The sequence below is a fragment of the Pseudactinotalea sp. Z1732 genome (assembly GCF_049724975.1).
In the GTDB taxonomy this organism is placed as follows: Bacteria; Actinomycetota; Actinomycetes; order Actinomycetales; family Beutenbergiaceae; genus CALKWS01.
Genome location: NZ_JBMPQC010000003.1, coordinates 210163 through 230314 on the forward strand (window position 1 = coordinate 210163; position 20152 = coordinate 230314).

Genomic DNA, 20152 nt, shown 5'->3' on the forward strand with positions numbered 1-20152 from the left:
GGCTACACCAGCCCGGCGGCCACGATCGCGGCGGGGAGCAACAGCGCCAGGCAGGCCAGCTCGGCGGCGTCGGCCAGCCGACCCAGCCAGAGCCGCTGCTTAGGTGCCACCAGGGACAGGCCCACGATGGCGGCGGCCACGATGCCGACCCCGAGCGTGACACCGATACGCCAGGTCGGGTGCAGCAGCGCACCGACCACCCCGGTCAGCGCCAATCCCAGCACCGCCAGCGACATCACCGCGCCGACGTCGAAGCGGGCGTAGGACTCACGCACGCTCAGGATCATCCCGGCGTAGGCAAGCAACAGCAGGACCAGTCCGAACAGCCCGGTGCCCAGCACCATCGGGGTGGCGATCAGAGTGAGCAGTGCGACCGCGATGCGCAGGGACACCTGGATCCGGTGCCCGCGATGCCACAGCCCCGCCACCTCCTCGGCATCCAACTCCTCGGGGTCGGCCAGGATCTCCTCATCGGCGCTTGCGGTGGCCACCCGTAACGGGGTGGCCGACAGTGCCAGCCACGGGATACCGATGCCGGCCAGGCCGGCCACCGCCACGGCGATGGCCAGCACATGGCCGGGCTCGAAACCCGTGAACTCCACGATCGCCCCGACGGCCGCCACTGCGGCGCCCAGGATCGCCGGGACCAGCGTGAACTCGCGGTTGTCGCGCAGCAGCAACAGGCCCAGCACTCCGGTCACTGCGGCCCCGGCACCGGCGTACAGTGCCGGGGCTCCCCACAACGATTCGGCCGCGCTGAGGGTGAATCCGGCCACGGCTGCGTACAGGGCGGCCACCTGGACCAGCGCCACAGGTGCCGCCGGTGGCCCGCCGATGCGCCCGATCACCGCCGCCGAGAACAGCAGGATCACCGAGGTCAGGGCGGCTGCGACCGTCACCAGCGCCGATGCGCCGCCCAGCCCCGCTGCGGTGAGCATGATCGCCACGGTGGTCAGCAGCGTCACCGCGGCCAGCACCGCCGTGGTGGCAGCGTCCTGGGGCGACCACGGCTTCTGTTCACTCTCGACCACGTCGGCCACGGCCTCGACGATGTCGTCGTAAACCCGTAGTTCGGCGCTGTCCACCCCCGACACCAGGGTGAGCACGTCACCATCGACCACACCCTGGGCCTGCAGGCTACGGTCGTCGTCCAACTCGTGGCCGTCGGCGCGGGTCAGCCGGTATCCGGCGTAGGCGGTGCCGGCCTCGAGCATGTTCAGGTGCCGGGCCAGGCCCGGGGTGATCTCCACGACCGGGACGCCGGCGGGTGCGGCGATGTCCATCCGGCGGTCGCCCGCAACGACGGACACCCGCACACGTTGGCCCACAGCCCGCTCGGTGCTGGTGGTCTCACTCATCTCATCCCCGCCCGAATCCTCGGCTCAGCACAGTCCGAGTTACTACTACCCCATCTATGAACTACCTTGCCACGCTCCCGCATCGCACCGGCACGTCCCGCTTCGCCCGGGCGCCCAGCACCGGTCCGCACCCCGGCGATACTCACGGCCCCGCGATCTCGATCGTCGCCGCCCCGGACGTTTCCAGCCCCTCGGCGACCATGACCACGTACTCCCCCGCCGGGAGCTCATGTTGCAACTGCGCCACGCCATCGACGTGCACGTCGTACAGGTCCGGCAGATCCTGGTCCGGCTCCGATCCCTCCCATGCCTGCACCACCAGCAGCACCGGCTGGGAGTGCTCATCGGTGCGGGATGCGGTGAACGTGTACTCACCGCCTTCCGGGATCGTCACCGCCCCGTGCCAGCCACCCCCGAAGCCCTCGGCGAAGTCGATCTCCGTGGTCGAGCCGATCTCGACCCGGTCGGGCACCCACGATCGCAACTGCGCCCCGTCCTCGAAGTCGGTGGAGGCACGCTCGTCGAAGCCACGGACGTGCACCCGGTACTCCCCCGCGTCCAGCGTCCGGATCACCAGCGGATCGATCTGGGAGGCATCGCTGAAGCGCGCCTCGCCCGGGTCCCGGCTGCCGACCTTGTCGGCGTACACCTGCCCGTCCGGCCCGGTCAGTGTCAGTTCGGTGCGTGAGTTCCGCGTTCCGGCCACCGATTCCAGGATCACCACGCCGCGTTCGGCGACTACCAGGGTGCCCTCCCACTCTCCCGGGCCGCCCTCCACCGTCTGGACTGTCTCGCCCACCTCGACGCGCGGGAGGTCCGGCTCCGGCTCGGACGCGGCCTCGGCGTCCGGTTCCGGTTCGGTCTCCTCGGGGGCGGCACCGGCCACCGACACCTCCGGCGTCCTCGGCCCCTCGTGCGGCTCCTCGTCGCTGCACCCGGCCAGGGCCAGGCCGACGGCGAGCGCCACGAGCGCGACGGGTCCCGTGCGCAGGCCCGTTCGGCGCGTCCGAGTTGGGTTCATGTCGTCACTGTAAAGGGCGCGCCAAGCCGATGGGGACACCATGGGCACGTCGCTCGGTGGCCCCGATGGGGACCTCTGCCCATGTACGCACCGGGGGTGAGTTCGTACAGTGGCAGGTATTCACCACACACGGTGAGCCCACCCTGGTGGTGGTAGTAAGGCGGCCCGAGGGGGCCACAACACAGGAGGTGACTGTGGGACACGAAGTCTCAGCAGCAGACGGCGCACTCCAGCGGGGTGCGAACATCGTGGCCGAGTCGAAGGCCGCACTGCATGGGGAGCTCGCCTCCCTCGAAGGACGACTCTCCGGCATCGGGGCACAGTGGCAGGGCTCCGGTTCTGCAGCGTTTGCCAATGTGATGGCGCAGTGGCGGGAGAAGTCCAACAGGATCATCAACAGCCTCGAGAACTTCGAGGAGAACCTCAAGCAGTCCCAGACCACGTACACCGCGTCCGACGACGCCGCCTCACAGGCGATGACCAATCTTCAGGGCCGGCTCGGCTGATCGGGAGGAACCCACATGTTCAAGGCTAATTTCGAAAGCATCAGCACGGCCGGAGCGGACATCGTCAACGGCGCCAACAAGATCGAGCAGCAGCTCAACGACATGGACACCCAGTTGCGTCCGTTGCAGTCGGACTGGACCGGTGCGGCATCGGACGCCTACGAGCAGGCCCGGGCCACCTGGACCCAGACCATCAACGAGATGAAGCAGTTGCTCGCCGAGATCGGCGCCGCTGTCACCCAGAGCGGTCAGGACTACCAGACCACCGACAGCCAGAACGCGAACCGGTTCGCCTGAGCCCGCGCGAACACGTGACGGTCGTGCCGAAGCCAGCGGTTTCGGCACGTGCCGCCATTTGTCCGCCTCTCGGAGGAACCCGGTCCGCCCGCACGTACCTGGGGGATACAAGCCATGACTTACGGTGTGGAGATCACAGCACCGGTCCTCGAACGTCGGATCATCCAGCTCCGTGAGATCGTCGCCGATATCGACGAGATGCTGGACGGCTCGTGGTTCCTACCGGTCCGCCAGCACAGCGGCCGTTGGACGACCAACACGGCTGCCCAGCAGTTCGTGCAGACCTACCGGACCAGACTCACCGAGGCCGAGGACGCCCTGCGGAGTCTGCGCAGCCGCGTCCAGGACATGTCCGATGAACTGCGGGCGACCGCGGAGTCCTTCAACCTGCTCGAGGGCACCATCGAGAGTGAGTTGAACAACCTTGACGAGTTGCTCGGGGACGTCCCCGAGCGACGCGTGCCCGCCGGGGGCGGCCACCAGCACACGGTGGTATGACGGGAGGCCTGGAATGACCGACAACGTCGAGTGCCTGAAGATGTACCACGAGCGCACCGAGTCCACCCTCGACCTGATCCAGAAGGACGCCGACGAGGTGCGCACCTGGTCGGAGAACCTGCAGGAGATCGCCCAGCGGATCGGCCGGATCGGATCGGAGACCGGGATCGAGGGCCGCTCCGGGGCTGCGGCCTGGACGGCGATGAACACCTTGATCGGGGAACTCAACGGGGCCTCCGAGCAGATCGGTGCGATTCCGGTCGGCGCCGAACTCGCCCTCGGGGTCCTGCGCGACGGTGGTGTGCATTACGAGGCCCTGCCGCCCCGTGGCCTGGACGCCAACCAGCAGGACTCCGTCCGTATGCACCAGCAGCACGGCGAGCAGAACATCTACGTCGCCGAGCTCGGCAGGTCCGTGCCGCTCGGCGAAGCCACCTCCTTCTGGTGGGACCAGAAGGACGGGCTCCGCGAGCAGCAGGCGCGCGAGTCGATGACCGAACTGGACCGGCGGATGGCCGAGGCTGAGGCTGCACTGGTCCCGGTCGCCGACGTGCCCGCCTCCGGCGGTGGTTCCGGCGGCCCGGGCGGGCCCGGAGTGCCCGGCGTCCCGGACGGTTCCGGTTGGCCCGGAGACCAGGGGGAGCCCGGCACGCCCCCGCCGAGCAGCACCGCGCCCGGTGAGGGTGGTGGTCCGGGGCCCGGCATCAACTCCCCGCCCGGTGGGACCTCCACGCCCCCCGGCGGAAGCCACCCCTACCCGCCCCCGGGGACGGGCCCGCAGCCCGGCACCCCGCCTCCCGGTGGGGTCAGTCCCGTGCCGCCCGGTGAGCTCGACCCGCCGGGTATCGGTCACCCGCCCGGGTACGGCCCAGGCGTCGAGCCGCCGGAGTACGGCACCGGCGGCCCTGGCCCCACCCCACCGGATACCTCGATCGATGGTCCCGGCGGTGGCATCGTGGGACCGGACGGCCCCGGCGCCGGGATTGGTGGCACCGGTGGTCCCGGTGCGGGAGGGGTCGGGGGCCCCGGTGCAGGGGCGTTCGGGGGTCCCGGCGCGATCGGTGCCGGCCTGGGCGTAGCGGGCGGCGCTGCCGGTGGTGCGCTCTCGGCGGCTGGCGGTGGCCCGAGAGCGGGCGGAACGCTCGGTGGTCCGAGAGCGGGCGGAACGCTCGGTGGTCCGAGAGCGGGCGGAACGCTCGGTGGTCCGAGAGCGGGCGGAACGCTCGGTGGTCCGAGAGCGGCCGGAACGCTCGGTGGTCCGGGTGCCGGTACTGCGGGGGCCGGCGGGCGGCCGATGGTCGGCGGCATGGTTCCCGGTGCTGCCGGTAGTGGCGGGCGGGGCGCTAGCACGCCCGGTGCCGGTCGCGGCCCAGGTGCCGGAGCCGGAGGGCGCGGTGCCGGTGGTGCCGGGCTGATGGGCGACCCCGGCGGCAAGGGTGAGAAGAAGAAGCGGCGCAATACCGCCCAAGGACTGCTGGCCGACTCCCTGGAGGAGGACGCCGCCACCGTGTCGCTGGGCACCGGCGCCGACGCCGGCTCCCGCGCGAGCGTGGCACCGGCCCCCGCACCCGACGATGAGAACGACGAGTGGTGACTGACGAAGGGTAAGTGCCCACGGGCACCCGCCCGGTGCGGGCCACCTCGCCGGTCCCTCATCCCCCCGCCGGGAGTAACCCGCACGCCGATCAGTAGTGCCGGCAGCACGATGAGGACTGTCGGCACGCGGTCAGGACCGCCAGCGCTGCACCGTGATGGAGCGTTCACCGGCCTCGATGCGACCGTCCTCGGGCACCGGTACCCGCGTGCCCGGGAACGCCCGTGTGGTGGTCCCGTCCGCGCTGACGACCACGGTGCCGTTCGCCGATCCGCGGTCCTGCACCCACAGTTCATCGGCGTCGATACCGAAGGCGGCGTGCGTGCGCGACAGCGAACGGCCGGGGTCATCCACGGCGACCAGGTGCGCGACTCGTTCACCGGGGCCGGCCTGCGGACGGCGCCCGATCAGTCCGTTTCCGCTGACCGTCACCGACACGCCGTCGTCCACGGTGAGCACGAAGACCGCACTGGCCCCGGAGTCGCGCACGTCCTCCAGGTCCGGCAGTTCGGTGGGGTGCAGGGTGCGCGGGTCTGCGGGAGTGGCTCCTGGCTGTGCGGGATCGAAGGTGTGCTCGGGCAGACCGGCCTGCGTGGACGCACCGGGCGCAGACCGGCCCGGGACCGGCGGGGGGAGCGGCGCAACCGGGCCAGCCTGTTCTGTCCCGGCGGTACCGGCACCGGCACCGCCGTACTGGTGCCCCGGCGTGCCCGGGAGATCGCCGCTCCAGGGGTGCGCGGGGGCGACCGCACCGGTCGGTGGCCCGGGCAGCCCCTGACCCTGCGGGAGGTCAGCGACCGGGCCCGCCGGTCCCGGCGCGCTGTGCTGCCCGTCGGGCGCCGCGTCCGGTCCGGGAGGTGGCGGTCCTCCCGCTGCTGGCACCTGACCAGCCGGGGGCGCAGCCGGCGCCTGCGGGACGGGTCCGCCGGGAGGGGGACCGTATGAGTGCGGGCCCGCACCACCGGATCCTTGTCCGTAACCGGCAGCGGGGGGCAGCTGACCAGAGGGCACCGCCGCAGGGTGAGGGTGTCCAGCGCCCTGACCTCCGGCATAGCCGGATGCGCCGGAGCCGTACGGGCCGGGCGGGGCGGGTGGGACGGCGGGTGCGTATCGGGGCGCCGGTGCCTTCCGGTGGGCATCGGGACGCACGTTCACCACCCGGGTGCCCGCCACGCGGTCGTGCCAGGCCTGGCCCCTTCCCGCGCGGTCCAGCACCGTGGTGGCGATCAGGAGGAACTGACCCACCAGGACCACCGCGTGGGAGGCTCCGAGCAGCAGTGAGCGCACCATGCCGCGGCGTAGGCCGGGGGCGTAGTCCGACCGGGCCTGTGCGGCACGGACACCGAGTAGGTGCTTGCCCAGGGTGCGGCCGGATCGCGCTTCCCAGACCGCCAGCCCCAGGGCCGCCTCCAGCAGCAGCACCGCCCCGAGCAGCACACTTCCGGTGGGCAGGTAGGCCGCCGCGGTCACCGCGCCGACCGCGGCCAGGTCGATGCCGTGGGCAAGAATGCGCCGGCCCGGACCGCATGCCGGCAAGGGGGCTGCGGCACGACCCCTGTTCACCTGCGGCGCGGACGCCATCTGCACGCTCATTCGCACTAACCCCTGTCCTGCTCGCTGGTGTGGAGTCTAATGCCGCTACCGGGCAGTCAACGTCTGCAATCCCTCCACCGCACCGGCCGCCAGCAACGCCGCCGGGAGCACCAGCCCCACCGTGATCGCCTCGAGGATGTCGCCCATCCTGGAAAAGCGCACGGAGCGGTACCCGCGGGCCAGCGGAACCGCCAGGAACGCGAACCCCACCGCAGCCACGATCAACACGAGTCCCCAGGCCAGCGCGTCGGGGAACCTGTGCACCCCCACCGCCAACTGGACCAACACGCTGAACAGGGCCAGACGCGGGGGGAGTTTGTCCGCCGGCCGCCGGAAGGAGCGTGGAGCCAACGTCAGGAACAGCACCAGCAACGCCACCAGGGCCACCGTGCCCCAGCCGCGCAGACCGCCGGGTTCGTAACCGGCCAGCACCACCGGGATCATCGCGGCCACCAGCACACTCGCCGAGATCATCCCGGCACGCTCCCGGTGCTCGGCCTGACGGATCCGCCGGGAGACGTGGTCGATGCGCACTCGCGCCGGGGAACGCGGCAGCACTCCCCGCACCGACATCGCGGTCCGGGCCAGGAAGGGCATGTCCAGCGCCTGCTCCTCCGGGATGTCCAACGCCGCGCTCGGCATCGACCGGATCATCAGGGGGGCCGCGCCGAGGATGAGCGCAGGCACCACATAGGCAGGAAGGTCCAGCAGCAGCGCCAGGGCGAACAGGGCCGCGACCGCCGTCCATACCCCGGCCAGCACCGCGGCGATCCCGTGGGAGGGGGCCATCTCGCGCCGGCTGACGGCGTATCGCAGCACCGCCAGCACCGAGGCGCTGAGCAGCGCCAGCACCAGACCCAGGCGCAGCGCCCCGTACTGTCCGGGCTCGGCGACCAGGAACCCCGACGCGAAACCGAACACCGGGGCCAGCACCGTCTCATCCAGCAGCCCATGGTCGGCCCGGCCGCTCAGGTCACCGGTTGCGGCGCCGTCGGATCGCCCCGGTTCCCGCGCCGGGGGGCCGTCGGGCCCCGCCCCGCTGCGGGCGGCACCAGCGTCCAGTGGCAGCCGGCGGACGGCGAGCAGCACCCCGGTTGCGCCGAGCAGAACCGGGGCGCCCACCCCCAACCAACGGGGGTACGGCGCAGCCCCGGCGAGCAGGTTCGCCGCATGGGAGGCCACGATCACCGCGCACAGCGCGAGCCCGAGCCCGCACACGACCCAACCGGCCAGACCGGCCGGCAACCGCCGGAACCGGGAGGGCGTATCGGCGGCGCGCCCGGGCCGGTCAGGCGTGGTGCGGTCGTCGGCGACCACACTGAGCACGGCGCCGTCGGAGATCTCATCCGCGATCGGGGCCTGCAGGTCGATCTCGGTACCGGCGGTCGAGGTGACCATCGTGGCCTCGGCGTCGATCCCGGCGCTGTGCAGGATATCGGCCAGGCGGGCCTCGGGCGTCACGGCCAGGTCCAACCTGCCCGACCCGGTCAGCAGCGCCACGCGCAGCAACGCCGTCGACGTACTCACCTGACCCCCCACTCAGCGCTGGACATGCCTGAAACCGGCCGTTCCCATACTAGTCTTGACCGAGGTTGTCCCGAGGGGATGGAGGTCGTGACGGTGACTGCACAAGCAGAGCGCCTCAGCCCGCCCAAGGCACCCACCGGACACCTCCAGCTCCAGCCCCCACCGGAACTGATCAAGCCCGAAGGTGCCTCGAACACGCTGATGACGGCGTTGCCGATGGTCGGGTCGATGGGCTCGATCGCGATGATCTCCTTCAGCCAGGGAACCGGCAATCGGATCTACCTGATGGGTGGGATGTTCCTGTTCATGGCGTTGTCCATGGTGGGAATGAACATCTGGCGGCAGAAGAGCCAGCACGCCCGCGAGGTCACCGACATGCGGCGGGAGTACCTGGCCTACCTGGCCGAGATGCGCGCCACGGTCCGTTCCGCCGCCCGCCGGCAGCGCCGGTTCCTGCAATGGTTCCTGCCCGAACCCGATGCGCTGGTGATGCTCGCCGAGGACCGCACCCGGGTCTGGGAACGGGACAGCGGCGACGCCGATCTGCTCCGGGTGCGCGTGGGCCGCTCCACCCAGCCCCTGGCGATGACGCTGGAGGCACCGCAGAGTTCACCGGTGTCCCAACTCGACCCGGTCGCCGCCAGCGCCGCGCACAGGTTCCTACTCACCCACGCCGAGCAGCCGGGTCTACCGGACTCGATCGACCTGCGCGATGTCGCGCGGGTGCAGATCGCCGGGGACGAACAGAGCGCACGCGCCCAGGCCAGGGCGATGCTCATGCATCTGGCCACGTTCGTCGAGCCTGCGCAACTGCAGATCGCGGTGGTGGCCGCCGCGGCGGTGCAAGCCGACTGGGAGTGGGTCAAGTGGCTGCCGCACGCCCAGTCCGGGGCCGAGCGCGACGGTGTGGGGGCGGCCCGGATGGTGGGTGAGTCCCTGGCGGAGGTGGAGTCCCTGCTGCCCGCGGGACTGCCGGATCGCCCCCGGTTCCAGCGCGGTGGTGCCACGGCCGAACCGCACGTGGTGATCGTGCTCGACGGCGGGCACGTCCCGGCCGGTAACGCCCTCATCACCGAGGAGGGGGTCAGCGGGATCACGGTGCTGGAACTGCCGGAGACCTGGGAGGAACTGACCGACTGGAACACGTTGCGGTTGCTGCTGCACCCCCGGATCGCCAGCGGCCCCGATCGTGGACGGGTGCCGTTGCAGGTGCTGCACCGGGGCCACCCGCCGGTGCGGGGCCTGGCCGATGAGATGTCCATCCCGCAGGCCGAGGCCACCGCTCGCCGACTGATGCCGATGCTGGTCTCCGGCGGGGAGGAGTCCACCTCCAAACAGGCGGTCTCGGCCGAACTGACCGATCTGCTCGGCCAACCCGACGTACGCGACTTCGACCCGAAGGTGGCCTGGAAACCACGCCTGCCCCGCGACCGGCTCCGGGTGCCGATCGGCCTGACCAGCCACGGGCAGCCGCTGGCCCTGGACATCAAGGAGTCGGCGCAGCAGGGAATGGGCCCGCACGGCTTGCTGATCGGAGCCACCGGTTCGGGCAAGTCCGAGGTGCTGCGCACCATGGTGCTGGCCCTGGCGATGACGCACTCCTCCGAGGACCTGAACTTCGTGCTGGTGGACTTCAAGGGTGGGGCCACCTTCGCCGGCATGGCGGACATGCCGCACGTCTCGGCGATCATCACCAACCTCGGCGAGGAGCTGACGCTGGTGGATCGCATGCAGGACGCCCTCAAGGGTGAGATGGTGCGCCGTCAGGAACTGCTGCGCTCGGCGGGCAACTTCGCGAATGTGGCCGACTACGAGAAGGCTCGCAAGGGTGGGCGCACCGACCTGGAGCCGCTGCCCGCGCTGCTGATCGTGGCCGACGAGTTCTCCGAGTTGTTGGCCGCCAAACCCGAGTTCACCGAACTGTTCGTGGCGATCGGCCGGCTGGGGCGGTCGCTGCAGATGCACATGCTGCTGTCCACCCAGAGGCTGGAGGAGGGCCGCCTGCGGGGCCTGGAGTCGCACCTGTCCTACCGGATCGGGCTGAAGACGTTCTCCGGGGCGGACTCCCGGGCGGTGATCGGGGTGCCCGACGCGTTCGAACTACCCGGCGGCGGCGGCCACGGGTTCCTCAAGCCCGACGCCTCCACCCTGATCCAGTTCAGGGCCGCGTACGTGTCCGCGCCGCCGAAGACCCGACGGCGGGGGGCCGGGCGGGCGCGCACCGCGGCGGCACCCCAGCAGATCCGGTTGGAGCCCTACACCGCTGCGCCGGTGTTGCTGCCCGAGACCCAGGACGAACCCGAACCGGTCGGAAGCAACGAGCCGGAGGAGAAGCGCGTCACGTTCGACATCGCGGTGCAACGGATGAAGGGGCAGGGCCCCCCGGCCCACCAGGTGTGGTTGCCGCCGCTGGTGACCCCCTCCACCTACGACCAGATGATGCCGGATCTGACCACCGACGCCGACCTCGGCCTCATCTCGCCGTCCTGGCGCAACTCCGGTGCGCTGACCTTCCCGCTGGGCATCGTGGACCGCCCACTGGAACAGCGCCGGGACACCCTGTCCATCTCCCTGTCCGGTGCCGGTGGCCACATGGCGATCGTGGGCGGGCCGCGCAGTGGTAAGTCCACCGTGGCCCGCAGCGTGCTGACCGGGTTGGCGCTGACGCACAGCCCGCTGGAAGTGCAGTTCTTCGTAATGGACTTCGGGGGCGGGACGTTCACCCCGATGGCCGGCATGGCGCACGTGGCCGGAGTGGCCACCCGGTCCGAACCGGACGTGGTGCGCCGGATCCTGGCCGAGATCGTCGGGCTCGTCAACGACCGGGAGGTGTACTTCCGGGAGAACGGGATCGACTCGATGGAGACCTACCGGCAACGCCGCCGCCAGGGCCGGGCCGACGACGGCTACGGGGACATCTTCCTCATCGTGGACGGCTGGCCGACCCTGCGATCGGAGTTCGACGGGCTGGAGATGGAGATCCAGGCGGTCGCGGCCCGGGGGTTGACCTTCGGCATGCACCTGGTCGCCGCGACCGGGCGCTGGATGGATTTCCGCACCCAGGTCAAGGACCTGTTCGGCACCCGGGTGGAGCTGCGACTGGGTGATCCGATGGATTCGGAGTTCGATCGCCGGGTGGCCCAGAACGTGCCGAGGAACCGGCCCGGTCGCGGGTTGGTGGTGAGCAAGCATCACGTGCTGACTCCGCTGCCCCGGATCGACGGTTCCGGGGACGCCGAGACCCTCGGGGAAGGCGTGGAACAACTCATCGCCCGGGTGAACCAGGCCTGGACCGGGCCCCGGGCGCCGAAGTTGCGGCTGCTACCGGAGGTGATCACCGCCGAGGAGGTCCTGGATCTGGCCGGTGAGACCGAGCGTGCCAAGATCCTGCTCGGCATCGACGAGGCCGCCCTGGCACCGGTCGCTTTCGACCCGCGCAGCGACTCCCACCTGTACCTGTTCGGCGACTCCGGTTCGGGCAAGTCCTCGTTCCTGCGCGGGGTGGCCAAGGAGGTTCAGCGCCTGCATACCCCGAAGGAGGCGCAGATCTTCGTGGTGGACTTCCGCCGCTCGATGCTCGCGGAGATCCCCGAGGAGTACCTGGCCGGGTACTTCACCACCGCAGAGCAGGCGACGGAGGAGCTGGCCGCGGTGGCGCAGTACCTGCGGACCCGGCTGCCCGGCCCGGACGTGACCCCCGCACAGTTGCGGGCACGATCCTGGTGGAGCGGCGCGGAGGTGTACGTGCTGGTGGACGACTACGACCTGGTCGCGACCTCGAGCGGGAACCCGGTGGCCTCCCTGCAACCGCTGCTGGCGCAAGCCTCCGACGTGGGCCTGCACCTGATCCTGACCCGGCGTACCGGTGGTGCCAGCAGGGCGATGTTCGAGCCGATCATCCAGTCCCTGAAGGACCTGGCCGCCCCCGGGGTGGTGCTCTCGGGCAGCAAGGACGAGGGGGCCCTGATCGGTACCGCCAAGCCCCAGCCCGGCCCGCCCGGTCGTGGCCAGTTGGTCACCCGGGCAAAGGGCGTCCAGGTGGTCCAACTCTCCCACAACCCTTCCCAGCACTGAGCCGGGAAGTCCCAGCACTGAGCCGGGAACGGCACTGCGGCGACGGGTCAGCCCGGGTAGCCGGCTCAGACCATATGAGGGTGGTGGGGTTCTGAGTCTTGACGGGTCCAGGGCCTCACGGTGCAGATTCGTGGATCATCCCCCAGAGTGGCTGGGGGTGCCGACATGCAGCGGAGGCCCTGGTGTTCAGTGAGGTTACGGCGATTGGGTTGGATGTGCACGCGCGTAGCGTGCGAGCGGCGGCGTTGGACACCTCGACCGGTGAGTTGATCGAGGTGGGGCTACCTGCGGATGGCGGGCAGGTCACCGAGTGGGTGGCAGGTATCGCGGCTGGTCATGGGCTGGTGCACGCAGCGTACGAGGCGGGCCCGACGGGTTTCGGGCTCGCCCGGAAGCTGATCGCGGCGGGGGTGCCGGTCACGGTCGCGGCGCCATCGAAGATCCTGCGTCCCGCCGGGGAACGGGTCAAGACCGACAAGCGCGACGCGCTGCTTCTGGCGCGGTTGCTGCGGATGGAGGAGCTGGTGGCGGTGCGCGTCCCGACGGTGGCCGAGGAGGCCGCCCGGGACCTGGTGCGTGCCCGTGATGACGCCCGGGTGGAGTTGATGGCTGCCAGGCACCGGCAGGGCAAGCTGCTGCTGCGCCGCGGGATCGTCTACGACCAGGGCAAGGCGGCCTGGACCGGGGTTCACGACGCGTGGCTGCGGCGGGTCCGCCGGGAGGGGCTCGAGGATGCCGGGGCCGGGACTCTGGCGGCGTTCGACGCCGCCTACGACGCGGTCACCACGATCGGTGCCCGCCGGGACCGCCTCGACCGCGAGATCCTCACCGCGGCCGCGGACAGCGAGTTCACCGCGACCACTCGCCGGCTGGGCTGCCTGCGCGGGATCTCCACCCTGACCGGGTTCGCCCTCGCGGTGGAGATCGGCGACTGGCACCGGTTCACCGGCCGCACCATCGCCTCCTACCTCGGCCTGGTGCCCAGTGAGCACTCCTCGGGCGGCACCCGACACCTGGGCGCGATCACCAAGACCGGCAAAACCCACGCCCGCCGGCTGCTGATCGAGGCCGCCTGGCACCACAAGAGCGACTACCGGCCCGGGAAGACCATGCGGGACCGGTGGGCCCTGGCGCCCGCCACCGTGGCCGCGCGCGGCGACGCCGGCAACCGGCGACTGCACCACCGCTGGCAGGTCCTGACCAGCCACAAGAAGAAGCACACCATCGCCAACACCGCGATCGCCCGCGAACTCGCCGGCTGGTGCTGGTCCCTGGCCACCATGGACTAGCCACCCGAAAGCTCGTTCGCCGGCCACCGGGCCGGGGAGCATGCAGCGTGAGGAGCGCACCAGCGATTCGCCTGTGAGCAGCCGGCACCCGCCGGCCACGCTCGACCTCAGACACGCTCGGACGCTCTCGCCGGAACACGGTCATGCGGTAACCAACCCGCGCATATCAGACTGACCACGCGTCACCAGACACGCCGCACCCCGACCCGCCCCCAGCGAACGACGAAGCGCCGCCAGACACGGCCAGTCCGGCGGCGCTTCACCCTGCCCACTTGACAAACAAGCCCCACATATCAGGCGAGGCGGTCCACCAGCAGGGTGGCGAAGGTCTCCAGGGCCCGCCGGGCGGTGGAGTCCGCGACCGGCTCCAGGTCGGCGACCGCGTCGGCAGCCCACCGCCGGGCCAGGACGCGCACCTCCTCGGTCACCTCGTGGGTACGCAGCCGCTGTACCACCTCATCGAGGGCGTCGTCGTCGGAGAGGTCACCCTGCAGTGCGGTCAGGATCGCCCGGCCCTCGGCGTCCAGGCCTTCCCCTCTGGCCTGGAGTAGCAGGACCGGCATCGTGGCCACACCCTCGCGCAGGTCCGTGCCCGGAATCTTCCCGGTGGTGGCGGCGTCCGCGGACAGGTCGATCACGTCGTCGGCGAGCTGGAACGCCACCCCGACCTTCTCCCCGTATGCCACGGCGGCGGCCTGCACCTGCTCGTCGGCGCCGGAGAAGTAGGTGCCGTACCGGGCCGCAGCCGCGATCAACGATCCGGTCTTGTCCGCCAGCACGCCCAGGTAGTGCTCGATCGGGTCCTGGCCCTCCCGCGGGCCGAGGGTCTCGTGCATCTGGCCCAGTACCAGCCGTTCAAAGGCGTCGGCCTGGATCCGCACCGCAACCGGGCCGAGTTCGGAGACCAGCCGGGACGCGCGGGCGAACAGCAGGTCCCCGGTCAGGATCGCCATCGTGTTGCCCCACACCTCGTGGGCGCTCGGGGCACCGCGGCGCAGCGGTGCGGAGTCCATCACGTCATCGTGGTAGAGCGTGGCCAGGTGCGTGAGTTCGGTGGCCAGCGCGGCCTGCCGGACGCGGTCGTCGACGCCCTTTCCCAGTAGCGAGGTCAACAGCACCAGCGCGGGGCGCATCCGCTTCCCGCCGGCGGCGATCAGGTGCTCCGAGGCCTGCTCGATCAGTGGCTCGTTGTACTGAGCCATCTCGATCAGCCGCTCCTCGATGGCGGCCAGCTCGGCCCCGATCGTGGCGTCCACGTCGGGATCGCCGAGCGGGAGGGGTGTGGTGGTCACAGTAGGAACATAGCGGCGTCGCCCAGCACGTCCAGCACCGGTCCGGGCAGCACACCCAACAGGACCGTCCCCACCGCGGCGATCCCGACGGCCACCACCGTCATTCCCTCGCTGGGCACGACCACGGTGCTACGCCCGGTCTCCGGGCCCGGGTCGGTGAAGAACATCGCCACGATCAACCGGACGTAGAAGAACGCCGCGGCCGCGCTGGCCAGCACCGCGATCACCACCAGCGGCCACGCCCCACCGGCGACGGCGGCGTAGAACACGGTGAACTTGCCGATGAACCCACCCGTCAGCGGGATGCCGGCGTAGGACAGCAGGAACAGGCCCATGCTCGCGGCCAACCACGGATTGGTGCGCCCCAGCCCGGCCCACTGGTTCATCGAGAGGGCCTCACCGGTCACGTTGCCGTCCGCATCACGCTCGCGCACCAGGGTCACCAGGGCGAAGGCGCCGACGGTGGCCAGGCCGTAGGCCAGCAGGTAGAACAACACCGCCGGTACGGCGTAGGCGTCCAGCGCGATGACGCCCAGCAGCAGGAACCCGGCGTGCGCCACGGAGGAGTAGGCGAGCATCCGCTTGACGTCGCTCTGCACCAACGCCAGCACGGTGCCCAGCACCATGGTGGCGATCGCGACCGCCCAGAGCATCGGTCCCAGGTCCCAGGCCAGCCCCGGCGCCACGACGTAGACCAGGCGCATCATGATCATGAGCGCGGCGATCTTCGTGCAGGCGGCCATGAATCCGGTAACCGGGGTGGGCGCGCCCTGGTACACGTCCGGCACCCAGTTGTGGAAGGGCACCGCGCCGATCTTGAACAGCAGCCCCACCAGCACCAGGGTGATCCCGGCCAGGAGGAATCCGTCCATACCCGCCATCGCCGGAACCGCTGCAGCGATCTCGTCCAGGCGCAACGACCCGGAGTAGCCGTACAGCAGGGCGATACCCATCAGCACGAAGGCTGTGGCGAAGGCACCGAGCAGGAAGTACTTCAGGGCCGCTTCCTGGGACAGCAGCCGACGCCGACGGGCCAGCCCGGCGAGCAGGTACAGCGGCAGTGACAGCACTTCCAGGGCGATGAACAGCGTCAGCAGCGTGCCCGAGGACGGGAAGACCAGCATCCCGGTCACCGCCAGCAACGTCAGCGGGAACACCTCGGTCTGCACCAGACCCTTGGTCCGGGTGAGTGCTTCGTACCGGCTGCCGGGGGCCGCGGATGCGGAGGCGGTGAAGGCGTCCTCACCACCGGCGCGGTCGGCCATCACCAGCACACCGACCAGTGCGCACACCAGCAGCACCGCCTGGGTGGCCAGGGCCGGGCCGTCCTCGATGACCGCGCCACCGATGAGCTCACTGGGGCCGGTGGCCTGGACGACACTCCAGCGCCAGCCCACCGCCACCAGCGCCGCACCGAGCGAACCGATCGCCAGCACCACCTGCACGACCCGGCGGACCTTGCGGGGCAGGAACCCCTCCAGCAGCACGCCGAGCACGGCGGCGCCGAACACGATCAGGACCGGGGTGATCCCGCCCCACTGCACGACCGGCGGTTCGAAGGGGTTCATCAGGCGCTCCCGAGGATCGAGGCGAACGAATCAGCGACGCCGGACAACAGGTCCAGCACCGGGGCGGGATACACGCCCAGGAACACGATGGCCAGGCCCAGGGGCACCAGCAGCCACTTCTCCCGAGCCACCAGGTCGCTCAGGCCGGCCCGCGCCGGCAGCCCGAGGGTCCGGCCCGCGGGCGGTCCGGGAATCGGGCCGGTGAACACGCGCTGGTAGGCCATCAGGATGTACAGCGCAGCCAGGACCACACCGATCACCGCTGCGGCACCCCAGGCCGGGTGTGCCTCGTAGCTGCCGATCAGCACCAGGTACTCGGGGATGAACCCGCTCAGTCCCGGCAGGGCCAAGGTGCTCAGCCCGGCGAACAGGAAGGTACCGGCCAGGACCGGGGTGACGCGCTGCATCCCGGAGTAGGTCCGCATGTCCGCGCTGTAGCCGCGCTGGATGAGGAACCCGGCGATGAGGAACATCGCGGCTGTGGACAGCCCGTGCGCGAGCATGTAGAGCATCGAACCGACCATGGCGGTCTGGGTGCCGGCGAAGATGCCCAGCACGATGAACCCGAAGTGGGACACCGAGGTGAAGGCGATCATCCGCATCAGGTCGTTCTGCCCCAGGGCCAGCAACGCGCCGTAAATGATCGAGATCACCGCCAGCACCATGATCACCGGCGCCGCCTGGGCGGCTGCACCGGGGAAAATCGGCAGCAGGATCGCGATCATCCCGAAGGTCCCGACCTTGTCGAGTACACCGACCAGCAGGGTGGAGGTGCCCGGTGTCGCCTGCGCGGCCGAGTCAGGCAGCCACGTGTGCACCGGCACCATCGGCGCCTTGACGGCGAAGGCCACGAAGAAGGACAGGAAGACCCACATGCCCATCGTCGGGTTGTCCGCGAAGACGTCGGAGAGGTTGTCCATCCGCATCCCCTCGGCGTCACCCCAGGTCTGGGCGAAGACCACGACCAACCCGGCGAGCATGATCAGCCCACCGGCCAGGGAGTAGATGAGGAACTTCACCGCCGCCGCACGGCGGTCGGGGCCACCGAAGACGCCGATCAGGAAGTACACCGGGATCAGCATCGCCTCGAAGGCGAGATAGAACAGGAACAGGTCACGCGCGGCGAACACCAGCACCATCAGCGCGAGCAGGATCAGGATCAGGCCGACGAACGTGGCCTGCCGGCTCTCCAGCGCCTCGGTGTCGACCGCATCCCCGGTCGCCTCGACGGAGTCGCCGCCGGAAGTGGTCACGGCCACCCGTTCGGGTGCGCGTACCTCGTTCCAGGCGGCCACCAGCACGATGGGCACCAGCAGGGCCGCCAGCAGCACCAGGGACAGGCCCATCCCGTTCACGCCGACGTCGTAACTGATCCCCAGCGCCGGGATCCACGAGGCGGTGGTGCTCATCTGCACCTGGTCGGCCGAGCCGACATCGAAGCCGGTGGCCATCACCACCCCACCCCCGAGCACCGCCAGGCTGACCACCAGGCCGATCGGGCGGGCGATCCGGCGCAGCGGCTTGAGCAGCCACACCGCCACACCTGCCACCGCCGGCACGGCGATCATCGCCGTCAGCCAGGGGAAGTCTTCAAGTCCGAACATGTATCTTCCTCCGGCTCAGACTCGCGTGGCGAGGACGAGGACAAGGACCACGATCACACCGATCGTCATGGTGACGGCGTAACTGCGCGCGTAACCGCTCTGCAACCGTCGCAGCCACTGCCCCAGCCCGGTGGTGTCGCCGGCAAGGCGGTGCACCGCACCGTCGATGACGTCCCGGTCGGTCGCCACCAAGGTGCGGGTCAGGGCCTGGCCGGGGCGCATCGCCAGGGTCTCGTTGATCGCGTCGCCGTACAGGTCTGCCCGGGCCGCGCGGGTGAGCACCGAACCCTCCGGCGCCTCGAGCGGGACGTCCCGGGCACCGAACTGCAACCAGGCGACCGCCACACCGACCGCGACCAGCACCAGGGTGAGCGTGATCAGCAGCCATACCGGCAGCACCGGCTCCAGGTGACCCGGGTCGGAGGTCACGGGCGCCAGGAACTCCAGGAACGGCACGCCCTGGTACAGCACCAGGCCCAGGCCCACCGACCCAGCGGCCAGGATGATCATCGGCACCGTCATCAGCGCACCGGACTCGTGCGGCTTGCGCTCGGGGCCCGGGCCGTCCTGCCCGGGCGCGTGCCAGCGACCCTTGCCGTGGAAGGTCATGAAGTACAACCGGGACATGTAGAAGGCGGTGATCCCGGCCCCGAGCAACGTCACGATGCCGAAGACCCAGGGCTGCCAGCCCGATCCGGTGAACGCAGCCTCGATGATCTTGTCCTTGGACCAGAAGCCGGAGAACGGCGGGATGCCGAGAATGGCCAGCCAGCCCAGCGCGAAGGTGGCCCAGGTGATCTTCATCGAGGTGCGCAACGCACCGAAGTGACGCATGTTCACGTCGTCGTTCATGCCGTGCATGACCGACCCGGCGCCCAGGAACAGCCCGGCCTTGAAGAATCCGTGCGTGATGAGGTGGAAGATCGCGAACGCGTACCCGACCGGGCCCAGTCCGGCCGCCAGCATCATGTACCCGATCTGGGACATCGTGGAGGCCGCCAGGACCTTCTTGATGTCGTCCTTGGCACAACCGACGATCGCTCCGAAGAGCAGCGTGGCGGCACCCACGATGACCACGACGAGTTGGGCGACGGGGGCGGCCTCGAAGATCGCCCCGGAGCGCACGATCAGGTACACACCGGCAGTGACCATGGTGGCGGCGTGAATCAACGCCGACACCGGGGTGGGGCCGGCCATCGCGTCCCCGAGCCAGGCCTGCAGCGGAACCTGTGCGGACTTGCCGCAAGCGCCCAGCAGCAGCAGCAGCCCGATCGCGGTCAGCACACCCTCGTTGGCGCCCTCCACGGCGCCGAAGACCGTCTCATAGTCCACCGAGCCGAAGGTGGCGAACATCGCCATCATCGCCACCAGGAGGCCCATGTCACCCACGCGGTTCATCACGAAGGCCTTCTTCGCCGCGACCGCGTACTCGGTGCGGGCGTTCCAGAAGCCGATGAGCAGGTAGGAGGCCAGGCCCACGCCCTCCCAGCCCACGAAGAGCAGGGCGAAGGAGTCCCCGAGGACCAGCAGCAGCATCGCGGCGATGAACAGGTTCAGGTAGGCGAAGAAGCGCCGCCGATCGGGGTCGGCGGCCATGTAGCCCACCGAGTAGATGTGGATCAGGGTGCCCACGAACGTGATCAGCAGGGCGAAGGTCACCGAGAGCGGGTCGACCAGCAACCCGGCCTGCACGGTGAAGTCCCCGGCGTTGATCCAGTCGAACAGGTGCACGCGGGTACTGCGCTCGGTCGCCGAGGCGCCCAGCATCTCCGCCAGCATCCAGATCGCCAACACCGCCGGAACCGCTGAGGACAGCACGCCCAACCAGTGACCCCAGCCGTCGGACCGGCGCCCCAGGAGCAGCAGCACAGTGGAACTGACCAGCGGGATCGCCACCAGCAGCCAGGCAAGGTTCAGAATGTCCACGCCGC

At 70.4% G+C, this 20152-nt stretch carries 14 protein-coding genes; 6 read left to right on the plus strand and 8 right to left on the minus strand.

Annotated features, from left to right (window positions below; all coding sequences use genetic code 11):
* Positions 1-2 precede the first annotated feature (2 nt).
* Complete coding sequence (locus ACPL7H_RS08270) at positions 3-1358, minus strand: EsaB/YukD family protein (protein WP_424796490.1); 1356 nt, start codon at positions 1356-1358, stop codon at positions 3-5.
* Positions 1359-1500: 142 nt separating this feature from the next.
* Positions 1501-2379 carry a hypothetical protein gene (locus ACPL7H_RS08275; protein WP_424796491.1) on the minus strand — a complete coding sequence of 293 codons (879 nt, stop codon included), beginning with the start codon at positions 2377-2379 and terminating at the stop codon, positions 1501-1503.
* Between the two features lie 194 nt (positions 2380-2573).
* Here ACPL7H_RS08275 and ACPL7H_RS08280 point away from each other — a divergent pair, with 194 nt between their 5' ends.
* From ACPL7H_RS08280 to ACPL7H_RS08295, 4 genes are all read left to right on the plus strand, one after another.
* Complete coding sequence (locus ACPL7H_RS08280) at positions 2574-2885, plus strand: WXG100 family type VII secretion target (protein WP_424790377.1); 312 nt, start codon at positions 2574-2576, stop codon at positions 2883-2885.
* Between the two features lie 15 nt (positions 2886-2900).
* The gene (locus ACPL7H_RS08285) at positions 2901-3182 is read left to right on the plus strand and encodes a WXG100 family type VII secretion target (RefSeq protein WP_424786339.1); all 282 of its coding nucleotides are present in this window, start codon (positions 2901-2903) and stop codon (positions 3180-3182) included.
* Between the two features lie 114 nt (positions 3183-3296).
* A complete protein-coding gene (locus ACPL7H_RS08290) occupies positions 3297-3680 on the plus strand; it encodes a hypothetical protein (RefSeq protein ID WP_424796492.1) in 384 nt (127 codons plus the stop codon).
* Positions 3681-3693: 13 nt separating this feature from the next.
* Positions 3694-5274, plus strand: coding sequence for a hypothetical protein (locus ACPL7H_RS08295; protein WP_424796493.1), 1581 nt, complete (start codon positions 3694-3696; stop codon positions 5272-5274).
* A gap of 132 nt (positions 5275-5406) precedes the next feature.
* On the opposite strand, the gene ACPL7H_RS08300 is transcribed toward ACPL7H_RS08295, so the two are convergent.
* Both ACPL7H_RS08300 and ACPL7H_RS08305 read right to left on the minus strand, forming a co-directional pair.
* Positions 5407-6867, minus strand: coding sequence for an RDD family protein (locus ACPL7H_RS08300; RefSeq protein ID WP_424796494.1), 1461 nt, complete (start codon positions 6865-6867; stop codon positions 5407-5409).
* Between the two features lie 45 nt (positions 6868-6912).
* Positions 6913-8394, minus strand: a complete 1482-nt coding sequence (locus tag ACPL7H_RS08305) for a hypothetical protein (RefSeq protein ID WP_424796495.1) — start codon at positions 8392-8394, stop codon at positions 6913-6915.
* A gap of 93 nt (positions 8395-8487) precedes the next feature.
* Between ACPL7H_RS08305 and eccCa the strand changes: the two genes are divergently transcribed.
* Positions 8488-12468 carry a type VII secretion protein EccCa gene (gene eccCa / locus ACPL7H_RS08310; protein WP_424796496.1) on the plus strand — a complete coding sequence of 1327 codons (3981 nt, stop codon included), beginning with the start codon at positions 8488-8490 and terminating at the stop codon, positions 12466-12468.
* A 182-nt stretch (positions 12469-12650) separates the two neighbouring features.
* On the plus strand, positions 12651-13757 hold the full coding sequence (locus ACPL7H_RS08315; RefSeq protein WP_424796497.1) for an IS110 family transposase: 1107 nt from the start codon (positions 12651-12653) through the stop codon (positions 13755-13757).
* 293 nt (positions 13758-14050) lie between these two features.
* Here ACPL7H_RS08315 and ACPL7H_RS08320 read toward each other — a convergent pair whose 3' ends face one another.
* The 4 genes from ACPL7H_RS08320 to nuoL are packed head-to-tail and all read right to left on the minus strand — an operon-like array spanning position 14051 to position 20141.
* The gene (locus tag ACPL7H_RS08320) at positions 14051-15049 is read right to left on the minus strand and encodes a polyprenyl synthetase family protein (RefSeq protein WP_424796498.1); all 999 of its coding nucleotides are present in this window, start codon (positions 15047-15049) and stop codon (positions 14051-14053) included.
* Positions 15046-16617, minus strand: a complete 1572-nt coding sequence (gene nuoN / locus ACPL7H_RS08325; protein ID WP_424796499.1) for an NADH-quinone oxidoreductase subunit NuoN — start codon at positions 16615-16617, stop codon at positions 15046-15048. The genes ACPL7H_RS08320 and nuoN overlap by 4 nt, the downstream gene beginning before the upstream one ends.
* Positions 16617-18221 (minus strand): NADH-quinone oxidoreductase subunit M, encoded by a 1605-nt coding sequence (locus tag ACPL7H_RS08330; RefSeq protein ID WP_424786347.1) that lies wholly within the window; start codon positions 18219-18221, stop codon positions 16617-16619. The genes nuoN and ACPL7H_RS08330 overlap by 1 nt, the downstream gene beginning before the upstream one ends.
* A gap of 15 nt (positions 18222-18236) precedes the next feature.
* Complete coding sequence (nuoL, locus tag ACPL7H_RS08335; protein ID WP_424796655.1) at positions 18237-20141, minus strand: NADH-quinone oxidoreductase subunit L; 1905 nt, start codon at positions 20139-20141, stop codon at positions 18237-18239.
* Positions 20142-20152 lie beyond the last annotated feature (11 nt).

What these genes read in the sequence shown, in the direction of transcription:
- ACPL7H_RS08270 (WP_424796490.1), bottom strand. Translation starts at nt 1,358, where the DNA reads ATGAGTGAGACCACCAGCACCGAGCGGGCTGTGGGCCAACGTGTGCGG.
- ACPL7H_RS08275 (WP_424796491.1), bottom strand. Translation starts at nt 2,379, where the DNA reads ATGAACCCAACTCGGACGCGCCGAACGGGCCTGCGCACGGGACCCGTC.
- ACPL7H_RS08285 (WP_424786339.1), top strand. Translation starts at nt 2,901, where the DNA reads ATGTTCAAGGCTAATTTCGAAAGCATCAGCACGGCCGGAGCGGACATC.
- ACPL7H_RS08290 (WP_424796492.1), top strand. Translation starts at nt 3,297, where the DNA reads ATGACTTACGGTGTGGAGATCACAGCACCGGTCCTCGAACGTCGGATC.
- ACPL7H_RS08295 (WP_424796493.1), top strand. Translation starts at nt 3,694, where the DNA reads ATGACCGACAACGTCGAGTGCCTGAAGATGTACCACGAGCGCACCGAG.
- ACPL7H_RS08300 (WP_424796494.1), bottom strand. Translation starts at nt 6,867, where the DNA reads ATGAGCGTGCAGATGGCGTCCGCGCCGCAGGTGAACAGGGGTCGTGCC.
- nuoN (WP_424796499.1), bottom strand. Translation starts at nt 16,617, where the DNA reads ATGAACCCCTTCGAACCGCCGGTCGTGCAGTGGGGCGGGATCACCCCG.
- ACPL7H_RS08330 (WP_424786347.1), bottom strand. Translation starts at nt 18,221, where the DNA reads ATGTTCGGACTTGAAGACTTCCCCTGGCTGACGGCGATGATCGCCGTG.